The organism is Streptomyces inhibens, assembly GCF_003389455.1.
GTDB lineage: Bacteria > Actinomycetota > Actinomycetes > Streptomycetales > Streptomycetaceae > Streptomyces > Streptomyces inhibens.
This window is the reverse complement of the sequence record NZ_QUAC01000125.1, coordinates 40,026-61,350: the sequence shown is the minus strand read 5'-3', so window position 1 is coordinate 61,350 and position 21,325 is coordinate 40,026. Positions and strand designations below refer to the sequence as shown.

21 protein-coding genes and 1 pseudogene are annotated in these 21,325 nt (G+C 71.3%); 12 read left to right on the top strand and 10 right to left on the bottom strand.

The features are described 5' to 3' along the window. The coding region (locus DY245_RS47525) for a tetratricopeptide repeat protein (protein ID WP_147318343.1) at window positions 1-3,670 on the top strand (3,670 nt) is incomplete at its 5' end. On the opposite strand, the pseudogene DY245_RS46330 reads toward DY245_RS47525, so the two are convergent. From DY245_RS46330 to DY245_RS15890, 3 genes and pseudogenes are all read right to left on the bottom strand, one after another. Beyond that, a pseudogene (locus DY245_RS46330) lies at window positions 3,660-3,878 on the bottom strand (alpha/beta fold hydrolase); the annotation flags it as partial. The gene DY245_RS47525 and the pseudogene DY245_RS46330 overlap by 11 nt on opposite strands. A 10-nt stretch (window positions 3,879-3,888) precedes the next feature. After that, window positions 3,889-4,140: a type II toxin-antitoxin system RelE family toxin gene (locus DY245_RS15895; RefSeq protein ID WP_128507850.1), complete on the bottom strand. Its 252-nt coding sequence runs from the start codon at window positions 4,138-4,140 to the stop codon at window positions 3,889-3,891. Then, window positions 4,137-4,391 carry a type II toxin-antitoxin system Phd/YefM family antitoxin gene (locus DY245_RS15890; protein ID WP_128507848.1) on the bottom strand — a complete coding sequence of 85 codons (255 nt, stop codon included), beginning with the start codon at window positions 4,389-4,391 and terminating at the stop codon, window positions 4,137-4,139. The genes DY245_RS15895 and DY245_RS15890 overlap by 4 nt, the downstream gene beginning before the upstream one ends. Window positions 4,392-4,501: 110 nt before the next feature. Between DY245_RS15890 and DY245_RS15885 the strand changes: the two genes are divergently transcribed. Further along, window positions 4,502-5,671: a cysteine desulfurase family protein gene (locus DY245_RS15885; RefSeq protein WP_128507845.1), complete on the top strand. Its 1,170-nt coding sequence runs from the start codon at window positions 4,502-4,504 to the stop codon at window positions 5,669-5,671. Window positions 5,672-5,743: 72 nt separating this feature from the next. Here the strand turns inward: DY245_RS15885 and DY245_RS15880 are convergent, their stop codons facing one another. Beyond that, window positions 5,744-6,463, bottom strand: a complete 720-nt coding sequence (locus DY245_RS15880) for an N-acetylmuramoyl-L-alanine amidase (RefSeq protein WP_425329397.1) — start codon at window positions 6,461-6,463, stop codon at window positions 5,744-5,746. Window positions 6,464-6,523: 60 nt separating this feature from the next. Here DY245_RS15880 and mnmA point away from each other — a divergent pair, with 60 nt between their 5' ends. Beyond that, window positions 6,524-7,654, top strand: coding sequence for a tRNA 2-thiouridine(34) synthase MnmA (mnmA, locus tag DY245_RS15875; protein ID WP_128507841.1), 1,131 nt, complete (start codon window positions 6,524-6,526; stop codon window positions 7,652-7,654). A gap of 24 nt (window positions 7,655-7,678) precedes the next feature. Here mnmA and DY245_RS15870 read toward each other — a convergent pair whose 3' ends face one another. The 5 genes from DY245_RS15870 to DY245_RS15850 form a co-directional block, all read right to left on the bottom strand. After that, a complete protein-coding gene (locus DY245_RS15870; protein WP_128507839.1) occupies window positions 7,679-7,942 on the bottom strand; it encodes a hypothetical protein in 264 nt (87 codons plus the stop codon). Next, window positions 7,939-8,304 (bottom strand): hypothetical protein, encoded by a 366-nt coding sequence (locus DY245_RS15865; RefSeq protein WP_128507837.1) that lies wholly within the window; start codon window positions 8,302-8,304, stop codon window positions 7,939-7,941. Before DY245_RS15865 ends, DY245_RS15870 begins: the two co-directional genes overlap by 4 nt. A gap of 97 nt (window positions 8,305-8,401) precedes the next feature. Beyond that, window positions 8,402-9,244 carry a hypothetical protein gene (locus DY245_RS15860; protein ID WP_342354196.1) on the bottom strand — a complete coding sequence of 281 codons (843 nt, stop codon included), beginning with the start codon at window positions 9,242-9,244 and terminating at the stop codon, window positions 8,402-8,404. A gap of 272 nt (window positions 9,245-9,516) precedes the next feature. Further along, complete coding sequence (locus DY245_RS15855; protein WP_128507835.1) at window positions 9,517-9,771, bottom strand: DUF397 domain-containing protein; 255 nt, start codon at window positions 9,769-9,771, stop codon at window positions 9,517-9,519. Continuing rightward, window positions 9,768-10,583, bottom strand: a complete 816-nt coding sequence (locus DY245_RS15850) for a helix-turn-helix domain-containing protein (RefSeq protein ID WP_181923699.1) — start codon at window positions 10,581-10,583, stop codon at window positions 9,768-9,770. Before DY245_RS15850 ends, DY245_RS15855 begins: the two co-directional genes overlap by 4 nt. A 258-nt stretch (window positions 10,584-10,841) precedes the next feature. Between DY245_RS15850 and DY245_RS47860 the strand changes: the two genes are divergently transcribed. Both DY245_RS47860 and DY245_RS15840 read left to right on the top strand, forming a co-directional pair. Further along, window positions 10,842-10,985 (top strand): hypothetical protein, encoded by a 144-nt coding sequence (locus tag DY245_RS47860; protein WP_342354195.1) that lies wholly within the window; start codon window positions 10,842-10,844, stop codon window positions 10,983-10,985. 212 nt (window positions 10,986-11,197) lie between these two features. Beyond that, window positions 11,198-11,899, top strand: a complete 702-nt coding sequence (locus DY245_RS15840; RefSeq protein WP_128507866.1) for a VC0807 family protein — start codon at window positions 11,198-11,200, stop codon at window positions 11,897-11,899. 132 nt (window positions 11,900-12,031) lie between these two features. Here DY245_RS15840 and DY245_RS15835 read toward each other — a convergent pair whose 3' ends face one another. Then, entirely contained in the window at window positions 12,032-12,400 is a 369-nt protein-coding gene (locus tag DY245_RS15835) for a peptidoglycan-binding domain-containing protein (protein WP_128507831.1), read from the bottom strand. Between the two features lie 534 nt (window positions 12,401-12,934). Here DY245_RS15835 and gdhA point away from each other — a divergent pair. From gdhA to ligA, 7 genes are all read left to right on the top strand, one after another. Continuing rightward, window positions 12,935-14,311, top strand: coding sequence for an NADP-specific glutamate dehydrogenase (gdhA, locus tag DY245_RS15830; RefSeq protein WP_244943067.1), 1,377 nt, complete (start codon window positions 12,935-12,937; stop codon window positions 14,309-14,311). Between the two features lie 205 nt (window positions 14,312-14,516). Further along, a complete protein-coding gene (locus DY245_RS15825) occupies window positions 14,517-15,059 on the top strand; it encodes an LOG family protein (protein ID WP_128507828.1) in 543 nt (180 codons plus the stop codon). Between the two features lie 87 nt (window positions 15,060-15,146). Further along, window positions 15,147-15,836, top strand: coding sequence for an SDR family oxidoreductase (locus DY245_RS15820; RefSeq protein ID WP_128507826.1), 690 nt, complete (start codon window positions 15,147-15,149; stop codon window positions 15,834-15,836). Window positions 15,837-15,874: 38 nt separating this feature from the next. Then, entirely contained in the window at window positions 15,875-16,315 is a 441-nt protein-coding gene (locus DY245_RS15815; protein ID WP_425329396.1) for a MarR family winged helix-turn-helix transcriptional regulator, read from the top strand. 139 nt (window positions 16,316-16,454) lie between these two features. Beyond that, window positions 16,455-17,930 carry an MFS transporter gene (locus DY245_RS15810; protein WP_128507824.1) on the top strand — a complete coding sequence of 492 codons (1,476 nt, stop codon included), beginning with the start codon at window positions 16,455-16,457 and terminating at the stop codon, window positions 17,928-17,930. A 60-nt stretch (window positions 17,931-17,990) separates the two neighbouring features. Further along, a complete protein-coding gene (locus tag DY245_RS15805) occupies window positions 17,991-19,004 on the top strand; it encodes a methionine synthase (protein WP_128507822.1) in 1,014 nt (337 codons plus the stop codon). Window positions 19,005-19,035: 31 nt separating this feature from the next. Further along, the gene (gene ligA, locus DY245_RS15800; RefSeq protein WP_128507820.1) at window positions 19,036-21,252 is read left to right on the top strand and encodes an NAD-dependent DNA ligase LigA; all 2,217 of its coding nucleotides are present in this window, start codon (window positions 19,036-19,038) and stop codon (window positions 21,250-21,252) included. Window positions 21,253-21,325: the final 73 nt, after the last annotated feature.

Here is a 21,325-nt window from a genome sequence, read left to right as displayed (position 1 = left end):
CGCCGACCGTGTCCGGCCCGCGCGGGTCCCCGGCGGGCGCGCGCTGCCCGACGCCCAGCAGCTGGGCCGGGCGCTGCGCCCGCTGCGCCGGTCCCGGGACCACCCGCAGCGCACCGTCACCGACATCGAGGCCACCGTCCGGATCGCCGCCGAGACCGGCTTTCTCGACGTCGTCTCCCGCCCGGACCAGGAACGGCGCTGGTCGGCCGTGCTGTTGGTGGACTGCTCGCCGTCCATGCAGGTGTGGGGGCCGCTGGCCGCTGAGCTGCGCGCACTCCTCACCCGGAGCACCGTCTTCCGCTCCGTCCAGGTCCATACGATCGACCCCCGGGACCCGAGCGGCCCGGCGCGGCGCCGGCCGGCCGCGTGCGCGGCGGTGACCTTCCTGCTCACCGACGGTACGAGCCCAGGTTGGCGCGCCCCGCAGGCAGTCCGGGCCCTGACCGCATGGGGCCGCTGCGGCCCGATGGCCGTACTCAACCCGCTGCCCCGGCGGCTGTGGCGGGGCACCGCCCTGGACGCACGGCCCCGGTTGCTCACCGCACCGGGCGAGTTCGACGCCGTCGGGCGGCTCCTCGTCTGCGATGCGCTCAGCGGCGAGCCCGACCCGGAGGCGGACGGCGTCCTGGCGCTGCCCGTCCTGCATCCGACCGCCTCCGCGCTGGAGCAGTGGGCCGGGCTGCTCACCCGCCCCGGAGTGCCGCACCTGATCGAAACGGCGCTGCTGGACGAGGCGCCGCTGCCGGTCCTGCCGCGCCAACCACACGGCACCGCCGAGGAGTTGCTGACCCACTTCCGGGGAGCGTTCTCACCCGAGTCCTACCGGCTCGCCGTCCGGCTCTCCGCGATCCGGCCCCTGACCACGCCGCTGATGCAACTGGTGCGGGCCGCCACGATGCGCGACGCCGGCCCCACCCATGTCGCGGAGATCCTGCTCGGCGGCCTGCTGGAGCGCACCGACCAGGAACGGGACGCGGCCGCCGCGCTGACACTGGACCGCGCCCTGGGCGCCCCGCCACCGGGCCAACCGGTCCAGCCCGTATACGACTTCCGCCCCGGCGTACGGGAGCTGCTGTTCTCCGGGCTCGGCGCCGAACAGGCCGTGGAGGTCGTCGAGGCCGTCGGCCGGTCCCTGGAGCCGTACATGGGCCGGCTGCCGGACTTCCCCGTCCTGATGGGCGACGAGGAGGGGGAGCTGCGGCTGCATGCGTCGGCGCGGGCCTTCGCCGTCCTCGCGAGTCCGGTGCTGGAGCGGATGGGGGGTGTGGTGCCGGAGCGGCTGGACGGGGTGGTGCCGGGGCAGCGGACCGGCAGCCCGGACGGCGCCGGGGCCGAGGTGTACCGCCCGCTGGCGCAGGACCGCGAACCCGAGCCGGCACCCGTAGCCCTGCCCCCCGCCCCCGAGCACTTCTTCGGCCGTACGAAGGAGATCGCCCGGCTGGTCGAGGCGCTGACCCGCACCGACGGCGACTCGCCGCCCTGCTGGGCCGTTCACGGACCGGCCGGCGTCGGCAAGACGGCGCTCGCGCTGCGGGTGGCACACGAGGCGGCGGAACACTTCCCGGACGGGCAGCTGTTCGTGGACCTGAGCGACAGCGGACCAGAGCGCCTCGCGCTCTGCCGTACGTTGCTGGCCGAGCGCCGCGTCCTGATCGTGCTGGACGGTGCGTCCGACGCGGCGGAGACGCTGACCTCCGTGCTGCCGGGCCCCACGGGCACACCTGCGGCCCGGGGCGGCGCCGTACTCATCACCGGCCGCCGCCGCCCACAGCACCGCTCGCTCACCGGCGCCCTCGCGCTGGACCGGCTGACGGCCGCCGAGGCGCACCACGCGCTGCCCCGGGGCTCGCTGCTCCAGTGGCTCGACGCCCAGCTCACCCCGCCCGCGCGGCGCGCCTTCCGGCTCCTCGCCGTGCCCGAGGCGGACCTCTCGTCCGCGGTGATCTCGTTCGGCGCGGCCGGCGCGCTTCTCGACACGACGGCGGACCGCACCCGTTCCTCCCTGGACGAGTTGCAGGCGGCCGGTGTGCTCCGCAGGACGGCCCCCGACCGCTGTCACTACGCCGGTGAACTCCGGGCCCTCGCCCGCGAGACCGCCGTTCAGGAGCTGCCCGAGGCACAGCACGACGAGGCGCTGTCCCGGCTGCTGGACTTCTCTCTGGCCCTGGGCCGCCAGGTGCATGAGCGCCGGTACCCCGGGGAGCGGTGGCGGAACGACCTCACCCGCGTCGCGTCGTCCGCCCTCCCCAGGACGGGCCTGCCCAAGATGAAGGACAGCACGTCGGCGCTGGCCGCCTGGGCCGACGAGACGCCCCAACTGCTCGCGCTGGTCCGCCAGATCGCGGTGCGGAGCCCGCGGCATGTCCGGCGCGCCGCGGACCTCCTGCTGCTCGCCCAGGTGACGGCGGATTCCGGGGCGCTCTCCGCGGCGTACGAACCGGCCGCGCGGGCGGTGGCCGAACGGGCCGCGATGGCGGACGACGACCGGGCGGAAGGCCGGGCGCGGGTCGCGCTCGCCGAGGCGTACATCACGATGGGCAAGTTCACCGAGGCCGAGCCCGAAGCGCGGCGGGCGGACCGGCTCGCCGGCCGCTCCGGCGACCCGCTGACCGGCTTTCGCGCCCCGTACGCACGCGCGGTCATCGCCCTCCACCAGGGCAGGCACGACGAGGCGGAGCGCCATCTCACCGCTGTCTGGGAGCGCTGCCGCACCCGCAACGACCAGTTGGGGGAGGCGGCCGTGCTCGGTGCGCTGGCCCGGGTCTGGGCGGCGACCGGCAGCAGCAACGACGCCGTGCTGTTCGCCGAACGGAGCGTGGGGATCCACCGCCGGACCGGCGGCGGCTCTCCACGGCTGGCGCACGGTCTGTACGCGCTGTCCGAGGCGCTGTCGTCGGCCGGCCGGCACGCCGATGCGCTCCGGGAACTGTTCCAGGCCCTGCCGCTCTTCGAGGAGGACCGGCAGCACCTCTGGGCGGGCCGCACCCGCTGCCGGATGGCCGAGGCGATGGTCGCCCTGATCCGGCCGAGCGAGGCGGCGGCCGCCGCGGAGGACGCGGCGAAGCGGCTTCTGGTGCCGGGCGGCGAGCGCTGGCGTGCCGACGCGCTGGTCGCGCTGGGGCACGCGGAGACGGCGCTGGGCCGCAAGCAGGGCGCCCGGGCGCACTGGCGGGAGGCGCTCGCCGTCTACGAGGCGTTCGACGCCCCGGAGGCGCGCGGGGTGCGAGCCTTGCTGCGGGACAAGACGGGCCCGTCGTCGGCCGGTTCGCGCGGACCCGGCGTCTCGCGCACCGCGGACACCGCCAGCACCGGCACGGTCCTGCGCGATCTGACGGCGGCCGTCCGCACCCTCCACGACCGGCTCAGGCTCCAGCCCGCCGTCGGGCAGCCGGACCACAGGACGGCCGAGCCGAGCGCCGACCCGGCCGCCGGACCGGTCGCCCCCCGCGGCACCCTCGAAGCCCTGGAGATCCTTGGCGCCGTCGAGGCCGAACTCGCGGGTCGGGTCGCCGAGTTCGCACGTACGGGCCGCCCTCCGCGCGCCGACCTGACACGTCTGCGGTCATCCCTGGAGACGGTGACCTCCCACGAGGCGCTGAGGGAGCCGACGCCCGGAGCGGCCGACGCGGCCGTCACGGTCCGCGACCTCAGCCGCCGCCTCACCCGGTAGGAGCGCCCCGGCCCCCCTCACCCTCCCGGAGAAACTCCGCCAGCACCGCCGTGAGCTCGCCCGGGGCATCCTCCTGCACAAGATGCCCCGCGCCCTCGACGATCCGGAGCCGGGCACCCGGAATCCGCGAGGCCAGCTCACGGCCCTTCGCCACCGGGATCCAGCTGTCCTGGGCGCCCCAGCAGATCAGCGTCGGCAGCTCGTACTCGCGCGGCCGGTCAGCCTGCCCGCCCGATGTGGATGACGATGATCGTCACCGTGGAGTCGTTGATCTCGTAGAGCGCGCGGTACCTGCCGCTATGGATGCGGCGTAGATCCGGGGAACCGTACGGAATGGAGCCCGCAGGCCGAGGGGAGCCGGCCAAGAGGTCGATGGACGCGAAAAGCTGACGTAAGCCCTCCGGGTCGTCCTTGAGGAAGCGAGCCGCCGTGTCCAGGGCGGACTCGTCCCAGATGATGGTGTAGCTCACTCGGGCTCCAGGCCGAGTCGGGCGCGTACCTCGTCGTGCGGGATGCCGTGGAACGTTCCGGAGGCTTGGCGCGCCCGGTGCTCGTAGAGCGCCAGTGCGTCCTCCAGATCCGCCAACTCCTGTGGGTTTATCAAGACGGCCGCGGCCTGGCCGTGGTCGGTGATGGTGATGCGCTCTCGTGCGAGCGCGGTCCGGCGGACCAGCGATCCGAAGCGCGCTCTGGCCTCTGTCATGGGCAGCGTGTCACTCATGCACAGAAGTGTACACTTCTGTGCAGTCGAGTGGAGAAGTCCGCGTCTCGAACGAATGCGCCACCACGCCCTGCCTGCGCCCTGGCAGCGCCTCGTAGAATCGGCGCACCATGGTTTACCTCGACCACGCCGCCACCACCCCGATGCTCCCGGAAGCGGTGCAGGCGATGACCGCCCAGCTGACCGTCACCGGCAATGCGTCCTCTTTGCACGCCGACGGCCGGCGGGCCCGGCGCACCGTCGAGGAGGCGCGGGAATCCCTCGCCGCCTCGCTCGGTGCACGCCCGAGCGAGATCGTCTTCACGGCGGGCGGTACGGAGGCCGACAACCTCGCGGTCAAGGGCCTGTACTGGTCCCGCCGGGCCGCCGATCCGGCCCGCACCCGCGTGCTCGCCAGCCCCGTCGAACACCACGCCGTCCTCGACGCCGTGGAGTGGCTCGCCGAGCAGGAAGGCGCCCAGATCGACTGGCTGCCGGTGGACACCTACGGCCGGGTGCACGCCGATGCGCTGCGCGAGGCCATCGAGCGCAACCCCGCCGATGTCGCGCTCGCCACCGTCATGTGGGCCAACAACGAGATCGGCACCATCCAGCCGGTCCATGAACTGGCCGAGGTGGCAAGGGAGTTCGAGATCCCGCTGCATGCGGACGCGGTGCAGGCGGTCGGTCAGCTGGAGGTCGACTTCACCGCCTCCGGACTCGCCGCGATGACGGTCTCCGGCCACAAGATCGGCGGACCGTACGGCATCGGCGCGCTGCTGCTGGGCCGCGAGTACGCCCCCGTTCCGGTGCTGCACGGCGGCGGCCAGGAGCGGCATGTGCGCTCCGGCACCCTCGACACCCCCGCCATCGCCGCCTTCGCCGCCGCCGGCCGGCACGCCGTCGCGCACCGCGAGGACTTCGCCCGCGACATCGGCGCACTGCGCGACGACCTGATCAAGGCGGTACGCGCCGCCGCCCCGGACGCCGTCCTCGGCGGCGACCCGGACCCCGCGGGCCGGCTGCCCGCCAACGCGCACTTCTCCTTCCCTGGCTGCGAGGGCGACTCCCTGCTGCTCCTCCTGGACGCCCAGGGCATCGCCTGCTCCACGGGCTCCGCCTGCACCGCCGGCGTCGCCCAGCCCAGCCATGTCCTGCTGGCCACCGGCATGTCGCCGGACCTCGCCCGCGGCACCCTGCGGTTCTCCCTGGGGCACACCTCCACCGCGGAGGACGTGGCGGCGCTGGCGCAGGCCATCGGCCCGGTGGTGGAACGGGCGCGCAGCGCGGGGCTGAGCTAGCTCTCCCCTGCGGGACTAGCTCTCCCCTGCGGGACTAGTCCTCCCCTGCGGGACTAGTCCTCCCCTGCGGGACTAGCTCTCCCGTGCGGGCTTGTGCCTCTTCGGCCGTACGGGCTTGCGCAGCTCGGCCCGTACGAGCCGCAGGTACCGGTCCCAGTCCCAGTGCGGTCCGGGATCGGTGTGATCTGTTCCCGGTACCTCCACATGCCCCACGATGTGCTCCCGGTCGGCCGGGAAGCCGTACCGCCGGCAGATCTCCGCCGTCAGCCGCGCGGACGACGCGTACATGGCAGCCGTGAACGACTCCGGCCGGTCCACGAACCCCTCGTGCTCGATGCCGACGCTCCGCTCGTTGTAGCCGCGGTTCCCGGCGTGGAACGCCACATCCAGCTCGCGGATCATCTGGGCTATGTGCCCGTCCTTGCGGACGACGTAGTGGGCGGCGGCCTCATGATCCGGGTCCTGGAACACCTCCAGCGCCGTCGCGAAGCTGCCCTGGACGACATGGACGACCACCCGGTCGATCTCGTAGTCCGCCGGCCGGTCCGCCCGCCGGTAGTTCTCCGGGGACGCCTCGACCCACTGGGCGCCCGGATGGTCGACCGCGCCCGGTGTACGCGGCTTGTCATGCCCCGGCAGCCGCCACCACCAGTGCGCCAGCTCGTCCCGCCCCGCGAGCGCGGCGGCCCCGGCGGCCACCGCCCCGCCGCCGATCCACAGCGCCCGCCGCCGTGTGACCCCGGACGAGCCCCCCTTGGTGCCGCTTCTGCCGCCCGTTTCCCCAGCCCTCATCCCCATGCGCTGCATAACGCTTTCCGACCTGTCGGCGGTTCCGTCTACTCTGGACGGGCTATGACTGATGACGCCCCCCGCCGCCTCCGCGTACTCGCCGCCATGTCCGGCGGTGTCGACTCCGCCGTCGCCGCCGCCCGCGCCGCCGAGGCCGGCCATGATGTGACCGGCGTGCATCTCGCGCTCTCCGAGAACCCGAAGTCGTTCCGTACGGGTGCCCGCGGCTGCTGCACGATCGAGGACTCCCACGACGCCCGCCGCGCCGCCGACGTCATCGGCATCCCCTTCTACGTCTGGGACCTCGCCGAACGCTTCCGCGAGGACGTCGTCGACGACTTCATCGCCGAGTACGAGGCCGGGCGCACCCCGAACCCCTGCCTGCGCTGCAACGAGAAGATCAAGTTCGCCGCGCTCCTCGACAAGGCCCTGGCCCTCGGCTTCGACGCGGTCTGCACCGGCCACTACGCCACGGTCGTGCTCCGCGAGGACGGCAGCCGCGAGCTGCACCGCGCCTCCGACATGGCCAAGGACCAGTCGTACGTCCTCGGCGTCCTCGACGACCGCCAGCTCGCGCACGCCATGTTCCCGCTCGGCGACACCCTCACCACCAAGGCCGAGATCCGCGAAGAGGCGGCCCGCCGCGGTCTGTTCGTCGCCAAGAAGCCGGACAGCCACGACATCTGCTTCATCGCCGACGGCGACACCCAGGGCTTCCTCGCCAAGCGGCTCGGCGCGACCGAGGGCGACATCGTCGACGAGTCCGGCAACCGCCTGGGCACCCACGAGGGCGCGTACGGCTTCACCATCGGCCAGCGCAAGGGCCTGCGGATCGGCCACCCGGCCCCCGACGGCAAGCCGCGCTACGTCCTCGACATCTCCCCGGTCGACAACACCGTCACCGTCGGCCCCGCCGAGTCCCTCGACGTCACCGGCCTCACCGCCATCCGCCCCCGCTGGTGCGGCCGACCCCCGACCGCAGGCCCCGCCACGTACACCGCCCAGCTCCGCGCCCACGGCGGCGAGACCGAGGTCACAGCGGAGCTGGTCGACGGCGCCGAGCTGCGAGTGTCGTTCGCGGAGCCGGTACGGGGCGTGGCGCCCGGCCAGGCGATCGTGCTGTACGACGGCAGCAGGGTGGTCGGCTCGGCGACGATCGCCACTACGGAGCGGCGGGTGCGGGCGGGGGCGTAAGCGGGGTGGCCCGTCCCAGCCGGTTCACAGGCAGGAGACGCTTACCACGACAATGCGTTCCCCGCGCACGTCCGTCAGGTAGCTGAGCATCACGTACCGGCCCCCGGGGGTCCTTCCGTGTGCGACGCGTAGCCCGGGCGATGGTCCTTGGTAGGCAGCACCTTCTAAAAAGACCATCGAGTTGACGACGGCGAGTTCGGCACAGATCCGTTCGACCTCGGCTTTGACCGACGGTGTCAGGCTGTCACCGTAGTCGTCGGGGTGGTACTCCCACGTCCACTCGCTCACCCGGCCTCCAGGGCCTCGACCTCGCCTTGCGCGGTGCGCACGATGGCCCCGATTTCCCGAATGGCGGCCTGTCTCTCGTCTCCGGCGTCGCTGGACTGCAGCATCTGTTCCGCCGCGTGGAATCGGGCCGCTCTGGCCGGGTCGCGCTCGATGGCGACGAAGGTGGCCCAGCGGCGGTAGAACATGCGGATCGGTGCCGTGCTGCCGTCCTGGCCGGCCCGGTCGAACGCCTCTTGCATCTCCTCGACCAGCTCCGGCAGCTTGGCGGGTGCCAGAACGGCGACCGCCGAGCGCAGGGCAGGGAGGGTCAGATCAGGCATCGGCATGAGGGGCCCGTCACTGTGCACTGGTTGGCTGCTCATGCGGAACTCGTCTCCTCGCTCTGCCGGGCACCCCAGCCTACCCGCGCGTCTCCCGCGGGTGCCGGGAATCCTGGCGGCTCTCGTGGCGCCGTTCGCGTCATGCGGCACACCGCACCTCCGAGGCAGGCCGTGCTTCGGCCGAGGTGCGGCAGTCACGGCAGCGACCGGGGTGGCCGGCGCGGAAGGCGCGGTCGCAGTCGTCGCAGTTCTGGAGGGGGATGACGGGCGGGCGCTCGGGCTGCCCGGGCGGGCACGTCCGGGCCGGTGGGCGCAAGGCGGCCAGGCGGTGGGCGAGGAGCCGGGCCGGGCGGCGGTTGATGCGCTCGGGGAGGCCGCTGGTCAGGGCATCGGTGATCTCCTGTGGGGCCGCCCCGCGGTCCGAGCCACTCCGTGATCGCCGGGGCGAGCGCCGTGATCTCCCGCTCGGAGAGGAGCAGCCGGCGGTCGCGGTGGGGGAGGGCGGCGAGGAGATCGGCGGCTTGCGGTGCGGGCTCCGGGGGTCAGGTGCGGGCTCCGGTTCTGGCGGGCTCTCCGGCTCGGTGGTGGGCTCGGGGCCGCGTGCTTCGGTCACTACCGGGGGTGCTCCCGAGGCTGCTCCCGGTAGGTCGTACGCGAAGGTCCGCGTGATGATCCGGCCGCGTGGCCCCCGCTCGATACGGCGCTCCAGCCAGCCCTCGTCCTCCAGCTCGCGTAACGCCTCGGCGATGGTGGTCTTGCCCTCGGCGAAGTGGACGCAGAGCGCCTGAATGGTGATCGGCGCGCCATCGGGGAGGGAGAGGATGTACGCGGCGACCCCGACCGTGACCGCGCTACCGGCGCGCTGCGCAAGGCGGTTGGCGAGGACGGTGAAGTGGGAGGTCTGGCGCGTACGGATGTGAATGACGCCGCTGGAAACGCGCGAGGGCGCGGATGAGGGCGCGTTAGAATGCGCTGAAGTCATCGGGAAGGGTTTCGCTTCCTTGTGATCAGGCCCTCGGACCGGGATTGCCGTCCCGCCGGGGGCCGTTCTGTGTGCGGTTGTGGTGCTCCGTCGCAGTGGAACTGCGGCGAGCGTAACCGCATTCCGGACGCTTCCGCGCCCAAGTCACCCGATGGGGTGAGGAGTTGGGCGGCGGTAGGTAGGTGGGGTTCTCTGCCCGGGTTCTTTTGGTTGTCGGCCGGATCACCGCCGGTCGGTGGGGCGGAACCTGGTGCCGCCCCACCGGTATCCGCTCAGACGGCTTCCGGCGCGACCTGCGCGAATGCGACGAAGGACGCCCAGGAGGCGGGTGAGACCGCGAGGGAGGGCAGCGAGGTGTCCTTGGAGTCGCGGATGTGGATGGTGTGGGGGCAGGCGGATATCTCGATGCAGGCTTCGCCCTCGCTCCCGCTGTAGCTGGACTTCCGCCAGGCGACGGCAACTTCGACGCAGGATTCGTCCTGTCCGCCGCTGTAGCTGCTCTTGAACCAAGCCAGTTCGGTGTTCATGCCTCTCCTGTCAGCAGACGCTGAATGAGGGCTCGCGACGCCTCGGCGTCGAGGGCCTGAGAGCGGATTGTCCCGTACCTGTGGCTCATGATGCTGATGTCATCCGGCTCTGTGAGGAAGTAACTTCCCTGCTGGCCCGCGACGTATCCGATCGTGTGGTGGTCCGGCGTCTCCAGCAGCGTCATCGGGCCATCCATACCCGCATGGGTCTCGCGGGCGAGTGGCATGACCTGGAGCTGGAGGTTGTGCAGCTCGGAGAGCTTGAGGAGGTTCCTCAGCTGGCCTTCCCATACGGCCTGTCCGCCCATCTTCCGGAGGAGTACGGGCTCCTCCAGGACGAACGTCATCCGGCAGGCGGGCTTGCGGGCCAGCAGTATCTGCGTCGCCAGGCGGGCCCGCACGGACCGCTCGATCTCGTCGTCCTCCATGCTCGGCCGCACGCACCCGAACACCGCCTGCGCATACTCCTCCGTCTGTAACAACCCGTGCAGGAAGTGCGTCGAGTAGGAGTGCAGGGCCAGCGCCTTCGCCTGCAACTTCACATATTCCTCGGCCCATGCCGGGTGGTGCTTCTCCGCTACGTCCGGGATCAGCACACGCAGCACGCCGCCCGCGTCGAGGGCCTCGTCCACCACGTCGACATACCCCGGCTTCGGCGGTCGCTCGCCGCGTTCGACCATCGCGATCAAGGACTCGGAGTACGGGATGAGCGAGGCCAGTTCGCGGCGCGTCAGGCCGCGTTGCTCGCGGAGGAACCGGGACTGCTTGCCGAAGATCTTGAGGCTGACGGGCGGTTCGTTGTTGTGGGGCATTGCACACCTCGCACAGTTGCGGCGTGGTAGCGCACAGTAGGCGCCGTTCTGTGGCCAGGCTAGAGGCGGGCGGTGAGGCTTGTCCGCATGATGAATGAACCGCCACGATCCGAACCTTCCGGCCCTTCCGACCCCACCAAACATTCCGTGACGCAGGTGAGGTTGCTCCCGTGGACCACTCCGGACGCCGGGCCCTGCCTCCTCATCACGGACGGTGAGGGTGGCCCGGTCTCCGATCTCGCCGACAGCCTTGAGGAGATGCAGCTCGACATCGGCGAGGAACTGCTGCGTCACGCGCGGGCGATGCATGCCGATCCGAAAGTGCCGGACCGCGAGTTCCGCTTCCTCTCGCGGCGGCTGGCCGAAGCGCTGGGTGATGCGCTGCGCGTCGCCCGCACCTGACAAATGTCACGGGGAAGCGAGGACAGTCGAAACTGTTGCGGTGCGCGGCCGTGCCCGAAGCTGAAGGTGTCGAGGGAAGACGCAGTTCAGAGCGCAACTTGGGGGAGCCCACCGTGAAAAGCGAGAGCGAGAGCCGGAGCGAGAGCCGAAGCCGGAAGCAGAGTCAGGTGGCCGCGGACGGCAAGAGCCCCAATCCGCTGGTGCAGAGCCTGATGCCGCTGATCGTGGACGTCGGGATTCCGCTCGCGTCGTACTACCTCCTCAGCGACGGCTTCGGCATGAGCACGGTGGCCGCACTGGGCTGGAGCAGCGTGGTCCCGGCGCTGCGTACGGTCTGGGGCCTGGTCAGAAGCCGCAGCGTCAACGGCCTCGCACTGCTGATACTGATCGTCAACGTCGTGGGCCTGGCGCTGAGCACGGTGGCCGGTGATCCGCGGCTGATGCTGGCCAAGGACAGCGGCGTCAGCAGCGTCGTCGGCATCGCGATCCTCCTCTCCGTGCGGACGAAGCGACCGCTGATGACCGCGGGCCTCAAGCCGTGGGTCACCAAGGGGAGCGCGGCCGGCAACACCGCCTGGGACCGGCTGCTGGACGGCTCCGAGCGGTTCCGGCGGGCCGAGCGGCGGTTCTCGGCGATATGGGGGACCGCGCTGCTGACCGAGTGCGTGCTCAAGGTCATCGGCGCGTACACCCTGCCGGTGCACACGATGGTCTGGCTGGGCACGGTGCTGACCATCGTGGCCATCCTGCTGGCCATGTTCATCGCGGGCGGAAGCTCCGCCGACCCGATGGAGAAGATGGTCAAGGCCGAGATCGAGCGCACCGCCGGGGCGGGCGAGGGCGAAGCGGAGACGGCCGCGCCTGCCGCTGCCGACGCCGCCGCTGCCACGGCGGCGGTCGGCGCCGGCAGCTGAAGCCCGGCAGCTGAAGCCCGGCAGCTGAAGCCCGTGCAGCTGAAGCCCGTGCAGCTGAAGCCCGTGCAGCTGAAGCCCGTGCAGCTGAAGCCCGGCGCCTGAAGCCCGGCGGCTGGTACGGGGCCGGCCGGCTCAGGCGCCTCGCAGGGCTGCCCAGGTCAGCGGGCCGACCACGCCGTCGACGAAGAGGCCCTTCACGTCCTGGAAGCGCGCCACCCAGCTCTCGGTGCGCGGACCGAAGTCGCCATCGACCTCCAGCGGGGTGCCTCCCCTCCAGTGGTTGATGAGGCACTGGATCTCGCGGACCCGGTAGCCGAAATCGCCGAACCCGGTGGTCGCATCGCCGTCGTAGTAGCCGCAGTGGGCGACCACCCGCGCCGGGGAGACGGCGGTGTGTGCGGACGCCGGAGGGGCGGCGTGGGCGAGGGCGGGTGCCATGGCGAGCAGCAGACCGGCTGCCATGGCGGAGACGGTCGTGGTGGTGCGCCGAAGCGTGAGCATGAGGAGATCTCCTCTTCGCTGTGAGTCCCTGTCCGGGGGCTGTGATGCGAGATGGCCTGCGTCTCAGGACAGCCACGGAGAGGGTGGCACCCGGAGTTCCGCATTATGCGCATACCGTCAGAAATCCGCCCCTGTGAGTGACAGTGTCCCTCGCCAGGCGGCCGAACGGGGTAGCGGGCACGGCGGGTCAGGGCGCGGCGGTCCACTGTGAGGTGTCGCACAGACGGAGGTGGGTGTGCGAGGTCGGGCGTGGCCGACGCCGGCGCGCTGACCTGGGGACATGGCGTACGGAAGGGGCGGGTCCGGGGGAGTGGGCGGGGTGGTGCGCCTGCATAGGGGATCGATTTGTCGTCCATCCCACATCCGGCCGGTGGGGTGTCGGCAAATAGGGTCGGCGGAGCGACGGGAGGGCACAGGCAGCTGCGCCAAGGATGGGTGACGCCGAGGACTCGTGAGGAGTTGAAGGACTCGTGAAGGCGCGTCACGGTCCGGACCGCAGGCGGCCTTTCCTCGGCGACGAAGGGAACGGAAGTCATGTCGACTGTGCAAACTGAGGTCAAGCCCGGCGTTCATAGGGCCGGGCCGGCATCGCTGTACGCCGAGCTGGTCCGGCGGAATCCCGGGGAGCCCGAATTCCACCAGGCGGCTCAGGAGGTACTGGAGACGCTCGCCCCCGTACTGTCCGCCCGCCCGGAATTCGCCGAGGCGAGAATTCTGGAGCGGATCTGTGAGCCGGAGCGGCAGATCATGTTCCGGGTTCCCTGGCAGGACGATTCCGGGGCGATTCACGTCAACCGCGGCTTCCGGGTGGAATTCAACAGCGCGCTCGGCCCGTACAAGGGCGGTCTGCGCTTCCACCCGTCCGTGAATCTGGGGATCGTGAAGTTCCTCGGCTTCGAGCAGATCTTCAAGAATTCCCTGACCGGCCTGAACATCGGCGGCGGCAAGGGCGGCAGCGATTTCGATCCGCACGGCAAGTCGGATGCCGAAGTGATGCGGTTCTGTCAGTCGTTCATGACGGAGCTGCACCGCCATCTCGGCGAGCACACCGACGTACCCGCCGGCGACATCGGCGTCGGCGGCCGGGAGATCGGCTATCTCTTCGGCCAGTACCGGCGGATCACCAACCGCTGGGAGGCCGGCGTACTGACCGGCAAGGGCCTGGCCTGGGGCGGCTCCAAGGCCCGTACGGAGGCCACCGGTTACGGCAATGTGCTGTTCACCGAGGAGATGCTCAAGCAGCGCGGTGAGGAGCTGGACGGGCAGCAGGTGGTGGTCTCCGGGTCCGGAAATGTCGCGATCTACACCATCGAGAAGGCGCAGGCGCTCGGTGCCAACGTGCTGACCTGCTCGGACTCCGGCGGCTATGTCGTCGACGAGAAGGGCATCGATCTGGCGCTGCTGCGGCAGATCAAGGAGGTCGAGCGCGGCCGGATCAGCGCGTACGCCGAGCGTCGCGGGGTGTCCGCCACCTACGTGCCCGGTGGGCGGGTGTGGGATGTCGCATGCGATGTGGCGCTGCCGTCGGCAACCCAGAACGAGCTGGACGCGGACGCCGCCCGGATCCTGGTCCGCAACGGCGTCAAGGCGGTCTCCGAGGGCGCCAACATGCCGACCACGCCGGACGCGGTGACGCTCCTGAAGGAGGCCGGGGTGGCCTTCGGTCCCGGCAAGGCCGCCAACGCGGGCGGTGTGGCGACCAGTGCGCTGGAGATGCGGCAGAACTCCGCGCGCGAGGCGTGGCCCTTCGAGCGTACGGAGGGCGAACTCGCGGCGATCATGCGCGGGATCCACCGCACCTGCTACGAGACCGCCGAACGGTTCGGGCTGCCCGGTGACTACGTCGCCGGCGCCAACATCGCCGGTTTCGAGCGGGTCGCGGACGCGATGCTGGACCAGGGGCTGATCTGATCCGGGCGCGGGGCCGGAGGGGCGAGCCCGGGAGCGGGGCCGGTGACGCCGTCCCCGCCCCCGCCCACGGCCCTGCCCACGGCCCCGCTCACGGCCCTGCCCACGGCCCCGCTCACGGCCCCGCTCACGGCCCCGCTCACGGCCCCGCTCACGGCCCTGCCCACGGCCCCGCCCCCGGCCCCGCCCCGGCTCGTAAGGTGATCGCATGAATATCTGCGTCTTCTGCTCCGCGGCCGATCTCGACGACCGTTATGTCACCCCCGCCCGTCAGTTCGCCGAGCTGATGGGCAAGGGCGGGCATGCGCTGGTCTGGGGCGGCTCGGACGCCGGTCTGATGAAGGTCATGGCCGACGGGGTGCAGGAGGCCGGCGGGAAGCTGATCGGTGTCTCCGTGGAGTTCCTGGCGCACAAGGCGCGCAAGGGCGCCGATGAGATGGTCGTCACCAAGGACCTCGCCGAGCGGAAGGCGCAGATGCTGGCGCGCGCCGACGCCATCGTCATCATGGTCGGCGGTATGGGCACGCTGGACGAGGCCACCGAGATCCTGGAGCTGCGCAAGCACGGGCTGCACACCAAGCCCGTGGTGCTGCTGAACACCGCCGGTTTCTACGACGGGTTGAAGGAGCAGTTCCAGCGGATGGAGTCGGAGGGGTTCCTGCCGCTCCCGCTGACCGACCTGGTCTTCTTCGCGGCGGACGGCGTGGACGCGCTGGCGTATCTGGAGGAGGAGGCGGGCGTGCAGGCCTGAGCCACCGCCCGCCCCGAAGCCCGTCGCCCGCGTCCGGCGCCCCGGTGGAGCCGGGCCCCTGCCGGCCCGCTCGTTAGGATCGGCCTCATGGGTACGCACTTGATCACGGGCGCAGGGTCGGGCATCGGAGCGGCGGTCGCACGGCGGCTCGCCGAGCGCGGGGAGGACCTGTGGCTGCTGGCCCGCAACGCGGTCCGGGCCAAGGAGCTGGCCGCGCAGTTCCCCGGCGCCCGCACGCTCGTGGGTGACCTCGCCAACCCCGAGAAGCTGTCCTGGGCCTTCGGGCAGCAGCCGCTGCCGGACCGTCTCGACTCCCTGCAGCACATCGCGGGCGTCATCGAGCTGGGCGCGGTCGCCGATCTGCCGGCCAAGGCCTGGCAGCGGCAGCTCGCCGCCAATCTCGTCGCGCCCGCCGAGCTGACCCGGCTGCTGCTGCCGCTGGTACGGGTCGCCAAGGGGCATATCGTCTTCGTCAACTCCGGCGCCGGCCTCAACGCGCACGCCCAGTGGAGCGCCTACGCCGCGAGCAAGCACGGCCTGAAGGCGCTGGCCGACTCGCTGCGGGCGGAGGAGCACGACAACGGCGTCCGGGTGACCTCGGTCTACCCGGGGCGTACGGCCACGCCGATGCAGGAGAGCACCCACCGGCAGGAGGGCAAGGAGTACGACCCGTCCCGCTGGATCGACCCGGAGTCGGTCGCGACGGCCATCCTCACCGCCATCGATCTGCCGCGGGACGCGGAGATCAACGATGTATCGGTGCGGCCGGGGCGCTGAGCCCGCAGGGGCCCGCCGAGGCGACGTACGCTGCTCGGGTGACCACTGAAGCGAAGTCGACCGCGGCGGCGGGGTGCGGGTTCCGGGAGATCCGGGGGCTCGTCACCGAGCTGAGCCGCCGGCTGGACGCCCATCAGCGCAGCCGGATCGCCGAGCTCGATCTGACGCCGACGCAGGCCAAGGCGCTGGAGGAGCTCGGCGAGCCGAAGACCGCGCGAGAGCTGGCCGGGGTGCTGTGCTGCGAGCCGCCGAATGTCACCTATGTCATCTCCAAGCTGGAGAAACAGGGCATGGTCGTGCGACAGCCGCACCCGTTGGACGGGCGGGCCAAACAGCTCGTACTGACCGAGGCGGGGCGGGAGTTGCGGCTCGATCTGCTGCGGCGGATGGGCACCGCATCGCCGCTCGACCATCTTTCGCACGAGGAGCGGATCGCGCTGCGCGACGATCTGTTGAAGGCGCTGGGGCGGGGCGCGTAGCCGCTCGCAGTCGCCGGCTGCTTTTCACAGGACCTTGCCGAGGCCCCGGGTGTCTGCCCGGGGCCTCGTTCGTATGCGTTCAGTAAAGTTATAGCTGTAACCATTGCTCGCGAAGATGGCTACAGCTTTAACTAAATCCATGATCACTGAGAATGTGGCGCCGGACGCGACGGCGAACGAGGGGCGTACGGCCCAGGGCCAGGACCGGACGACCCAGGACCAGGACCGGACGGCCCAGGGCCAGGACCGGACGGACGACCGCACCCGGACCCGTTCCCGTGGCGGGGCCCAACTCATCGTCCTCGCCCTCGGGTTCGTGATGGCGAGCCTGGACACCGGCATCATGAATGTCGCCTCGAACGACCTGCGGGCCCGGCTCGGCCTGAGCATGTCCGGCCTCACCTGGGTCGTCGACGGCTATGTCCTCGCCTTCGCGTCGCTTCTGCTGCTCGCCGGCTCGCTGGCGAAGCGGTTCGGCGCCCGCCGGGTCTACCTCGTCGGACTCGCCGTGTTCACCGCCGCGTCCCTGCTGGGCGCCGTTGCACCCGACGGCACCGTTCTGGTGGCGGCCCGCTTCGTCCAGGGGGTGGGCGCCGCGCTCTTCATGCCCAGCTCGCTGTCGCTGCTGATGAACGCCTTCCCGGAGCCGGCCCGCCGGGCGAAGATCCTCGGTATCTGGTCGGCGATCGTCTCCACGTCCGTCGGGCTCGCGCCGACCATCGGCGGCCTCCTGGTCGGCACCCTCGGCTGGCGCAGCATCTTCCTGGTCAACCTCCCCATCGGTATCGCGGGGTTGCTGCTCACCCGGCGGGTCGTCGCGGCGATCCCGGCCCGCGGTTCGGCGCTCGGCGGCAGCGGCCACGTCCTGGGGCTGCTCGCCCTCGGATCGCTCAGCTACGCGCTCATCGAAGGGCCCGACAAGGGCTGGTCCACACCGTTCGTCCTGGGTGCGTTCGCGGTCGCGGCGGTCGCGGCGGCCGGCTTCCTCGTCCGCGAACGGACCGCCCGCACCCCGATCCTGCCGGTCGCGCTCTTCTCGGACAGCCGGTTCTCCGCGGCGAACGCGGTCGGCTTCCTCTTCAACTTCGCTTTCTACGGGGCGCTGTTCGTCCTCGGGCTCTTCCTCCAGACGGCGCGCGGCGCGAGCCCGGTGACGGCGGGGCTCCAGATGCTGCCGGCCGTCCTGGTCATCCCGTTCGGCAACATGCTCTACGCCCGGATCGGACAGCGGATCGGCAACCGGGCCGCGCTCGCCGGCTCACTGGCGCTCTCCGCGGCGGGCTACGTGCTGCTGTTCCTGATCCTCGTGCCCGGGCTGCCGTACTGGGTGATCGCGGTGGTCCTCGCGGTCACCAACATCGGCAGCGGGGTCAGCTCCCCGGCGATGACCGGTGTCCTGATGGAGGCCGCGGGCCGTGAGCACGCCGACATCGGCAGCGCGACCCTCAACGCCAACCGCCAGATCGGCTCGCTGGTCGGCATCGCCGGGATGGGCGCCGTACTGACGGCGGCGGGCGGCGGCTACCAGGGCGCGGTGCACGCCTTCGTGCTGACGGCGGGTGCGCTGGCCGTCGCGGCGGTGGCCGGCTGGGCGGGCATGCGCGAGCGGGCCTGACCGGGTGGCCGGGTGGGGTGGGCGCGCCCCGGCCGCCCCACCGCCGCATACCCTTCCTGGGTGAGCGAGAACAGCACGTACGAGTGGGCCGCGGGCGCGGCGACCGGGATCGGTTCGATGCCGGGCGGTGACGCGCGGGAGGCGGCCAGGACCGTCACCGGGTCGCTGGAGACCTTCCCGTATTTGCCGGAGCTCCCGGCGCGGGGGCCCGGCGCCGACATGATCGGGCGGACCATCGGGATGCTCGTCGAGGTCTACGGCCATGTGGAGCCCAGCGGCTGGCGGATCAGCGACCGGCCGGGCCGGGACACCCGGCGGGCCCGGGCCTGGCTCGGCGAGGATCTCGATGCCCTGGAGGAATTCACGCAAGGGTACGAGGGGCCGCTGAAGGTCTCCGCGGTCGGCCCGTGGACGCTGGCCACCGCACTGGAGACGCGCAACGGCGAGGCGGCCCTGCGTGACCCCGGGGCCTGCCGGGACCTCGCGGCGTCCCTGGCGGAGGGGCTGCACGGCCATCTCGCGGAGGTACGGCGGCGGGTGCCGGGCGCGCGGGTGGTGCTACAGCTCGACGAGCCGTCGCTGACGGCGGTGCTCCAGGGGCGGGTGAAGACCGCGAGCGGCTACCGCACCCACCGGGCCGTGGACCGGGCGGTCGTCGAGGGCGCGCTGCGTGATCTTGTCGGGGTGGCGGAGGGCGGTCCCGTGGTCGTCCACTCGTGCGCGCCCGAGGTGCCGTTCGGACTGCTGCGGCGGGCCGGTGTCACGGGCATCTCGTTCGATTTCTCGCTGCTCACCGAGCGTGAGGAGGAGGCGATCGGCGAGGCGGTCGAGGGCGGTACCGCGCTGTTCGCGGGCGTGGTGCCGGGCGTGGACGGCCGATTGTCAGACCCTGCCGGTAGCGTCATGGGTGTCAGGACGCTGTGGCGCAGGCTGGGGCTGACGCCGGGGACTCTCAGCGAGTCCGTGGTCATCACTCCGTCGTGCGGACTCGCGGTCGCTTCGCCCGCATATGCCCGCTCCGCCCTCGCCCACTGCGTCCGGGCGGCGAGATCACTCGCAGACAACCCTGAGTGACCGCACTCAAGGACCACGGGAGGACAAGACGGTGGCTGGCGAACAGCACGCAGCGGAATCCAAGGTGCCCGCAGCGGCGCGGGAGAAGCACGCGCAGCTCGCTGAGCAGATCGAGGAGCATCGCTTCCGGTATTACGTGAAGGACGCCCCGATCGTCAGCGACGCGGAGTTCGACAAGCTGCTGCGCGACCTGGAGGCCCTGGAGGACGAGTACGCGGAGCTGCGCACCCCGGATTCGCCGACCCAGAAGGTCGCCGGGGCGTACGCCACGGAGTTCACCGAGGTCGAGCACCGCGAGCGGATGCTCTCGCTCGACAACGCCTTCGACAACGACGAGTTGGCGGCCTGGGCCGAGCGGATCGCCGGTGAGCTGGGCGGCGATCCCAAGAGCGCCGGCTATCACTTCCTGTGCGAGCTGAAGGTCGACGGTCTCGCGGTCAACCTCACCTACGAGCAGGGCCGGCTGACCCGCGCCGCCACCCGTGGCGACGGGCGTACGGGCGAGGACATCACCCCCAACGTCCGTACGATCGCCGAGATCCCGCACCGCCTGAAGGGCGAGAGGATCCCGGATCTGGTCGAGGTGCGCGGGGAGGTCTACTTCCCGATGGAGAAGTTCCTGGAGCTCAACGAGCGGTTGGTGGCCGACGGCAAGCCGCCGTTCGCCAACCCCCGTAACGCCGCGGCCGGTTCGCTGCGCCAGAAGGACCCCAAGGTCACGGCCGGCCGCCCGCTGCACATGGTCGTGCACGGCCTGGGCGCCCGCGAGGGCCTGGAGATCGACCGGCTGTCGCAGGCGTACGACCTGCTCAAGGAGTGGGGCCTGCCGACGGCCACGCACAACAGGGTCGTCGACTCCCTGGAGGAGGTGCGGGAGTTCATCACCCACTACGGCGACCCCGAAACCCGCCGTACGGCCGTCGAGCACGAGATCGACGGAGTGGTCGTCAAGCTGGACGAGATCCGCCTCCAGGGGCGGCTGGGCTCGACCTCGCGGGCGCCGCGCTGGGCGATCGCCTGGAAGTACCCGCCGGAGGAGGTCAACACCAAGCTGGTCGACATCCGCGTCGGCGTCGGCCGTACGGGACGGGTCACGCCGTATGCCGTGGTCGAGCCGGTGACGGTGGCCGGGTCCGAGGTGGAGTTCGCGACCCTGCACAACCAGGACGTGGTCAAGGCCAAGGGCGTGCTGATCGGCGACACCGTCGTGATCCGCAAGGCCGGCGATGTCATCCCGGAGATCCTCGGTCCGGTCGTCGATCTGCGGGACGGCGACGAGCGGGAGTTCGTGATGCCGGCCGAGTGCCCCGAGTGCGGGACGGCTCTGCAGCCCGCCAAGGAAGGCGATATCGACCTGCGGTGCCCCAACGCCCGTTCCTGCCCCGCCCAGATCCGTGAGCGGCTCTTCTACCTGGCCGGCCGCAAAAGCCTGGACATCGAGAACTTCGGCTATGTCGCGGCCACGGCGCTCAGCCAGCCGCTGGAGCCCGCCGAGCCGCCGCTGAAGGACGAGGGTGATCTTTTCAGCCTCTCCATCGAGCAGCTGCTGCCCATCAAGTCGTACGTCCTCGACCCCGACTCCGGTCTGCCCAAGCGGGATCCGAAGACCGGCCGGGAGAAGGTCGTCACCTTCTTCGCCAACCAGAAGGGCGAGCCGAAGAAGAACGCCCTGGCCATGCTGGAGAACATCCAGGCCGCCAAGCAGCGCCCGCTGGCCCGGATCCTCACCGGTCTGTCGATCCGCCATGTGGGCCCGGTGGCGGCCGAGGCACTGGCGCGCGAGTTCCGCTCCATCGACCGCATCAGGGACGCGGCCGAGACCGAGCTGGCCGCCGTGGCCGGTGTCGGGGCCACGATCGCCGCCTCGTTGAAGCAGTGGTTCGCCGAGGACTGGCACCAGCAGATCATCGAGAAGTGGCGGGCCGCCGGAGTCCGAATGGAGGAGGAGCGAACGGGTGATGAGGGCCCGCGGCCGCTGGAAGGCGTCACCGTCGTCGTAACGGGCACACTTCAGTCACACACCAGAGATGGCGCGAAAGAGGCCCTCCAGAACCTCGGAGCGAAGGTGACCGGATCCGTTTCGAAGAAGACCGGTTTCGTAGTGGTGGGCGACAACCCCGGTTCGAAGTACGACAAAGCCATGCAGTTGAAGGTCCCCGTATTGGACGATGATGGCTTCGCGGTGCTGCTGGAGCAGGGTCCTGACGCGGCACGAGCGGTAGCTGTCACTCCGCCTGAGGAGGAGTGAGGTGTCACCCCATCGGCGCATACCAGATTGATCCGGGACGCCGGGTCGCATTCGGGCAACCGTCGTCGATCGC

What these genes read in the sequence shown, in the direction of transcription:
- DY245_RS15840 (WP_128507866.1), top strand. Translation starts at nt 11,198, where the DNA reads ATGCCGCTGATCGTGGACGTCGGGATTCCGCTCGCGTCGTACTACCTC.
- DY245_RS15810 (WP_128507824.1), top strand. Translation starts at nt 16,455, where the DNA reads ATGATCACTGAGAATGTGGCGCCGGACGCGACGGCGAACGAGGGGCGT.
- gdhA (WP_244943067.1), top strand. Translation starts at nt 12,935, where the DNA reads ATGTCGACTGTGCAAACTGAGGTCAAGCCCGGCGTTCATAGGGCCGGG.
- DY245_RS15865 (WP_128507837.1), bottom strand. Translation starts at nt 8,304, where the DNA reads ATGAGCAGCCAACCAGTGCACAGTGACGGGCCCCTCATGCCGATGCCT.
- DY245_RS15820 (WP_128507826.1), top strand. Translation starts at nt 15,147, where the DNA reads ATGGGTACGCACTTGATCACGGGCGCAGGGTCGGGCATCGGAGCGGCG.
- mnmA (WP_128507841.1), top strand. Translation starts at nt 6,524, where the DNA reads ATGACTGATGACGCCCCCCGCCGCCTCCGCGTACTCGCCGCCATGTCC.
- DY245_RS47860 (WP_342354195.1), top strand. Translation starts at nt 10,842, where the DNA reads ATGCAGCTCGACATCGGCGAGGAACTGCTGCGTCACGCGCGGGCGATG.
- DY245_RS15885 (WP_128507845.1), top strand. Translation starts at nt 4,502, where the DNA reads ATGGTTTACCTCGACCACGCCGCCACCACCCCGATGCTCCCGGAAGCG.
- DY245_RS15850 (WP_181923699.1), bottom strand. Translation starts at nt 10,583, where the DNA reads ATGCCCCACAACAACGAACCGCCCGTCAGCCTCAAGATCTTCGGCAAG.
- DY245_RS15860 (WP_342354196.1), bottom strand. Translation starts at nt 9,244, where the DNA reads ATGACTTCAGCGCATTCTAACGCGCCCTCATCCGCGCCCTCGCGCGTT.
- DY245_RS15835 (WP_128507831.1), bottom strand. Translation starts at nt 12,400, where the DNA reads ATGCTCACGCTTCGGCGCACCACCACGACCGTCTCCGCCATGGCAGCC.
- DY245_RS15890 (WP_128507848.1), bottom strand. Translation starts at nt 4,391, where the DNA reads ATGAGTGACACGCTGCCCATGACAGAGGCCAGAGCGCGCTTCGGATCG.
- DY245_RS15880 (WP_425329397.1), bottom strand. Translation starts at nt 6,463, where the DNA reads ATGAGGGCTGGGGAAACGGGCGGCAGAAGCGGCACCAAGGGGGGCTCG.
- DY245_RS15855 (WP_128507835.1), bottom strand. Translation starts at nt 9,771, where the DNA reads ATGAACACCGAACTGGCTTGGTTCAAGAGCAGCTACAGCGGCGGACAG.
- DY245_RS15825 (WP_128507828.1), top strand. Translation starts at nt 14,517, where the DNA reads ATGAATATCTGCGTCTTCTGCTCCGCGGCCGATCTCGACGACCGTTAT.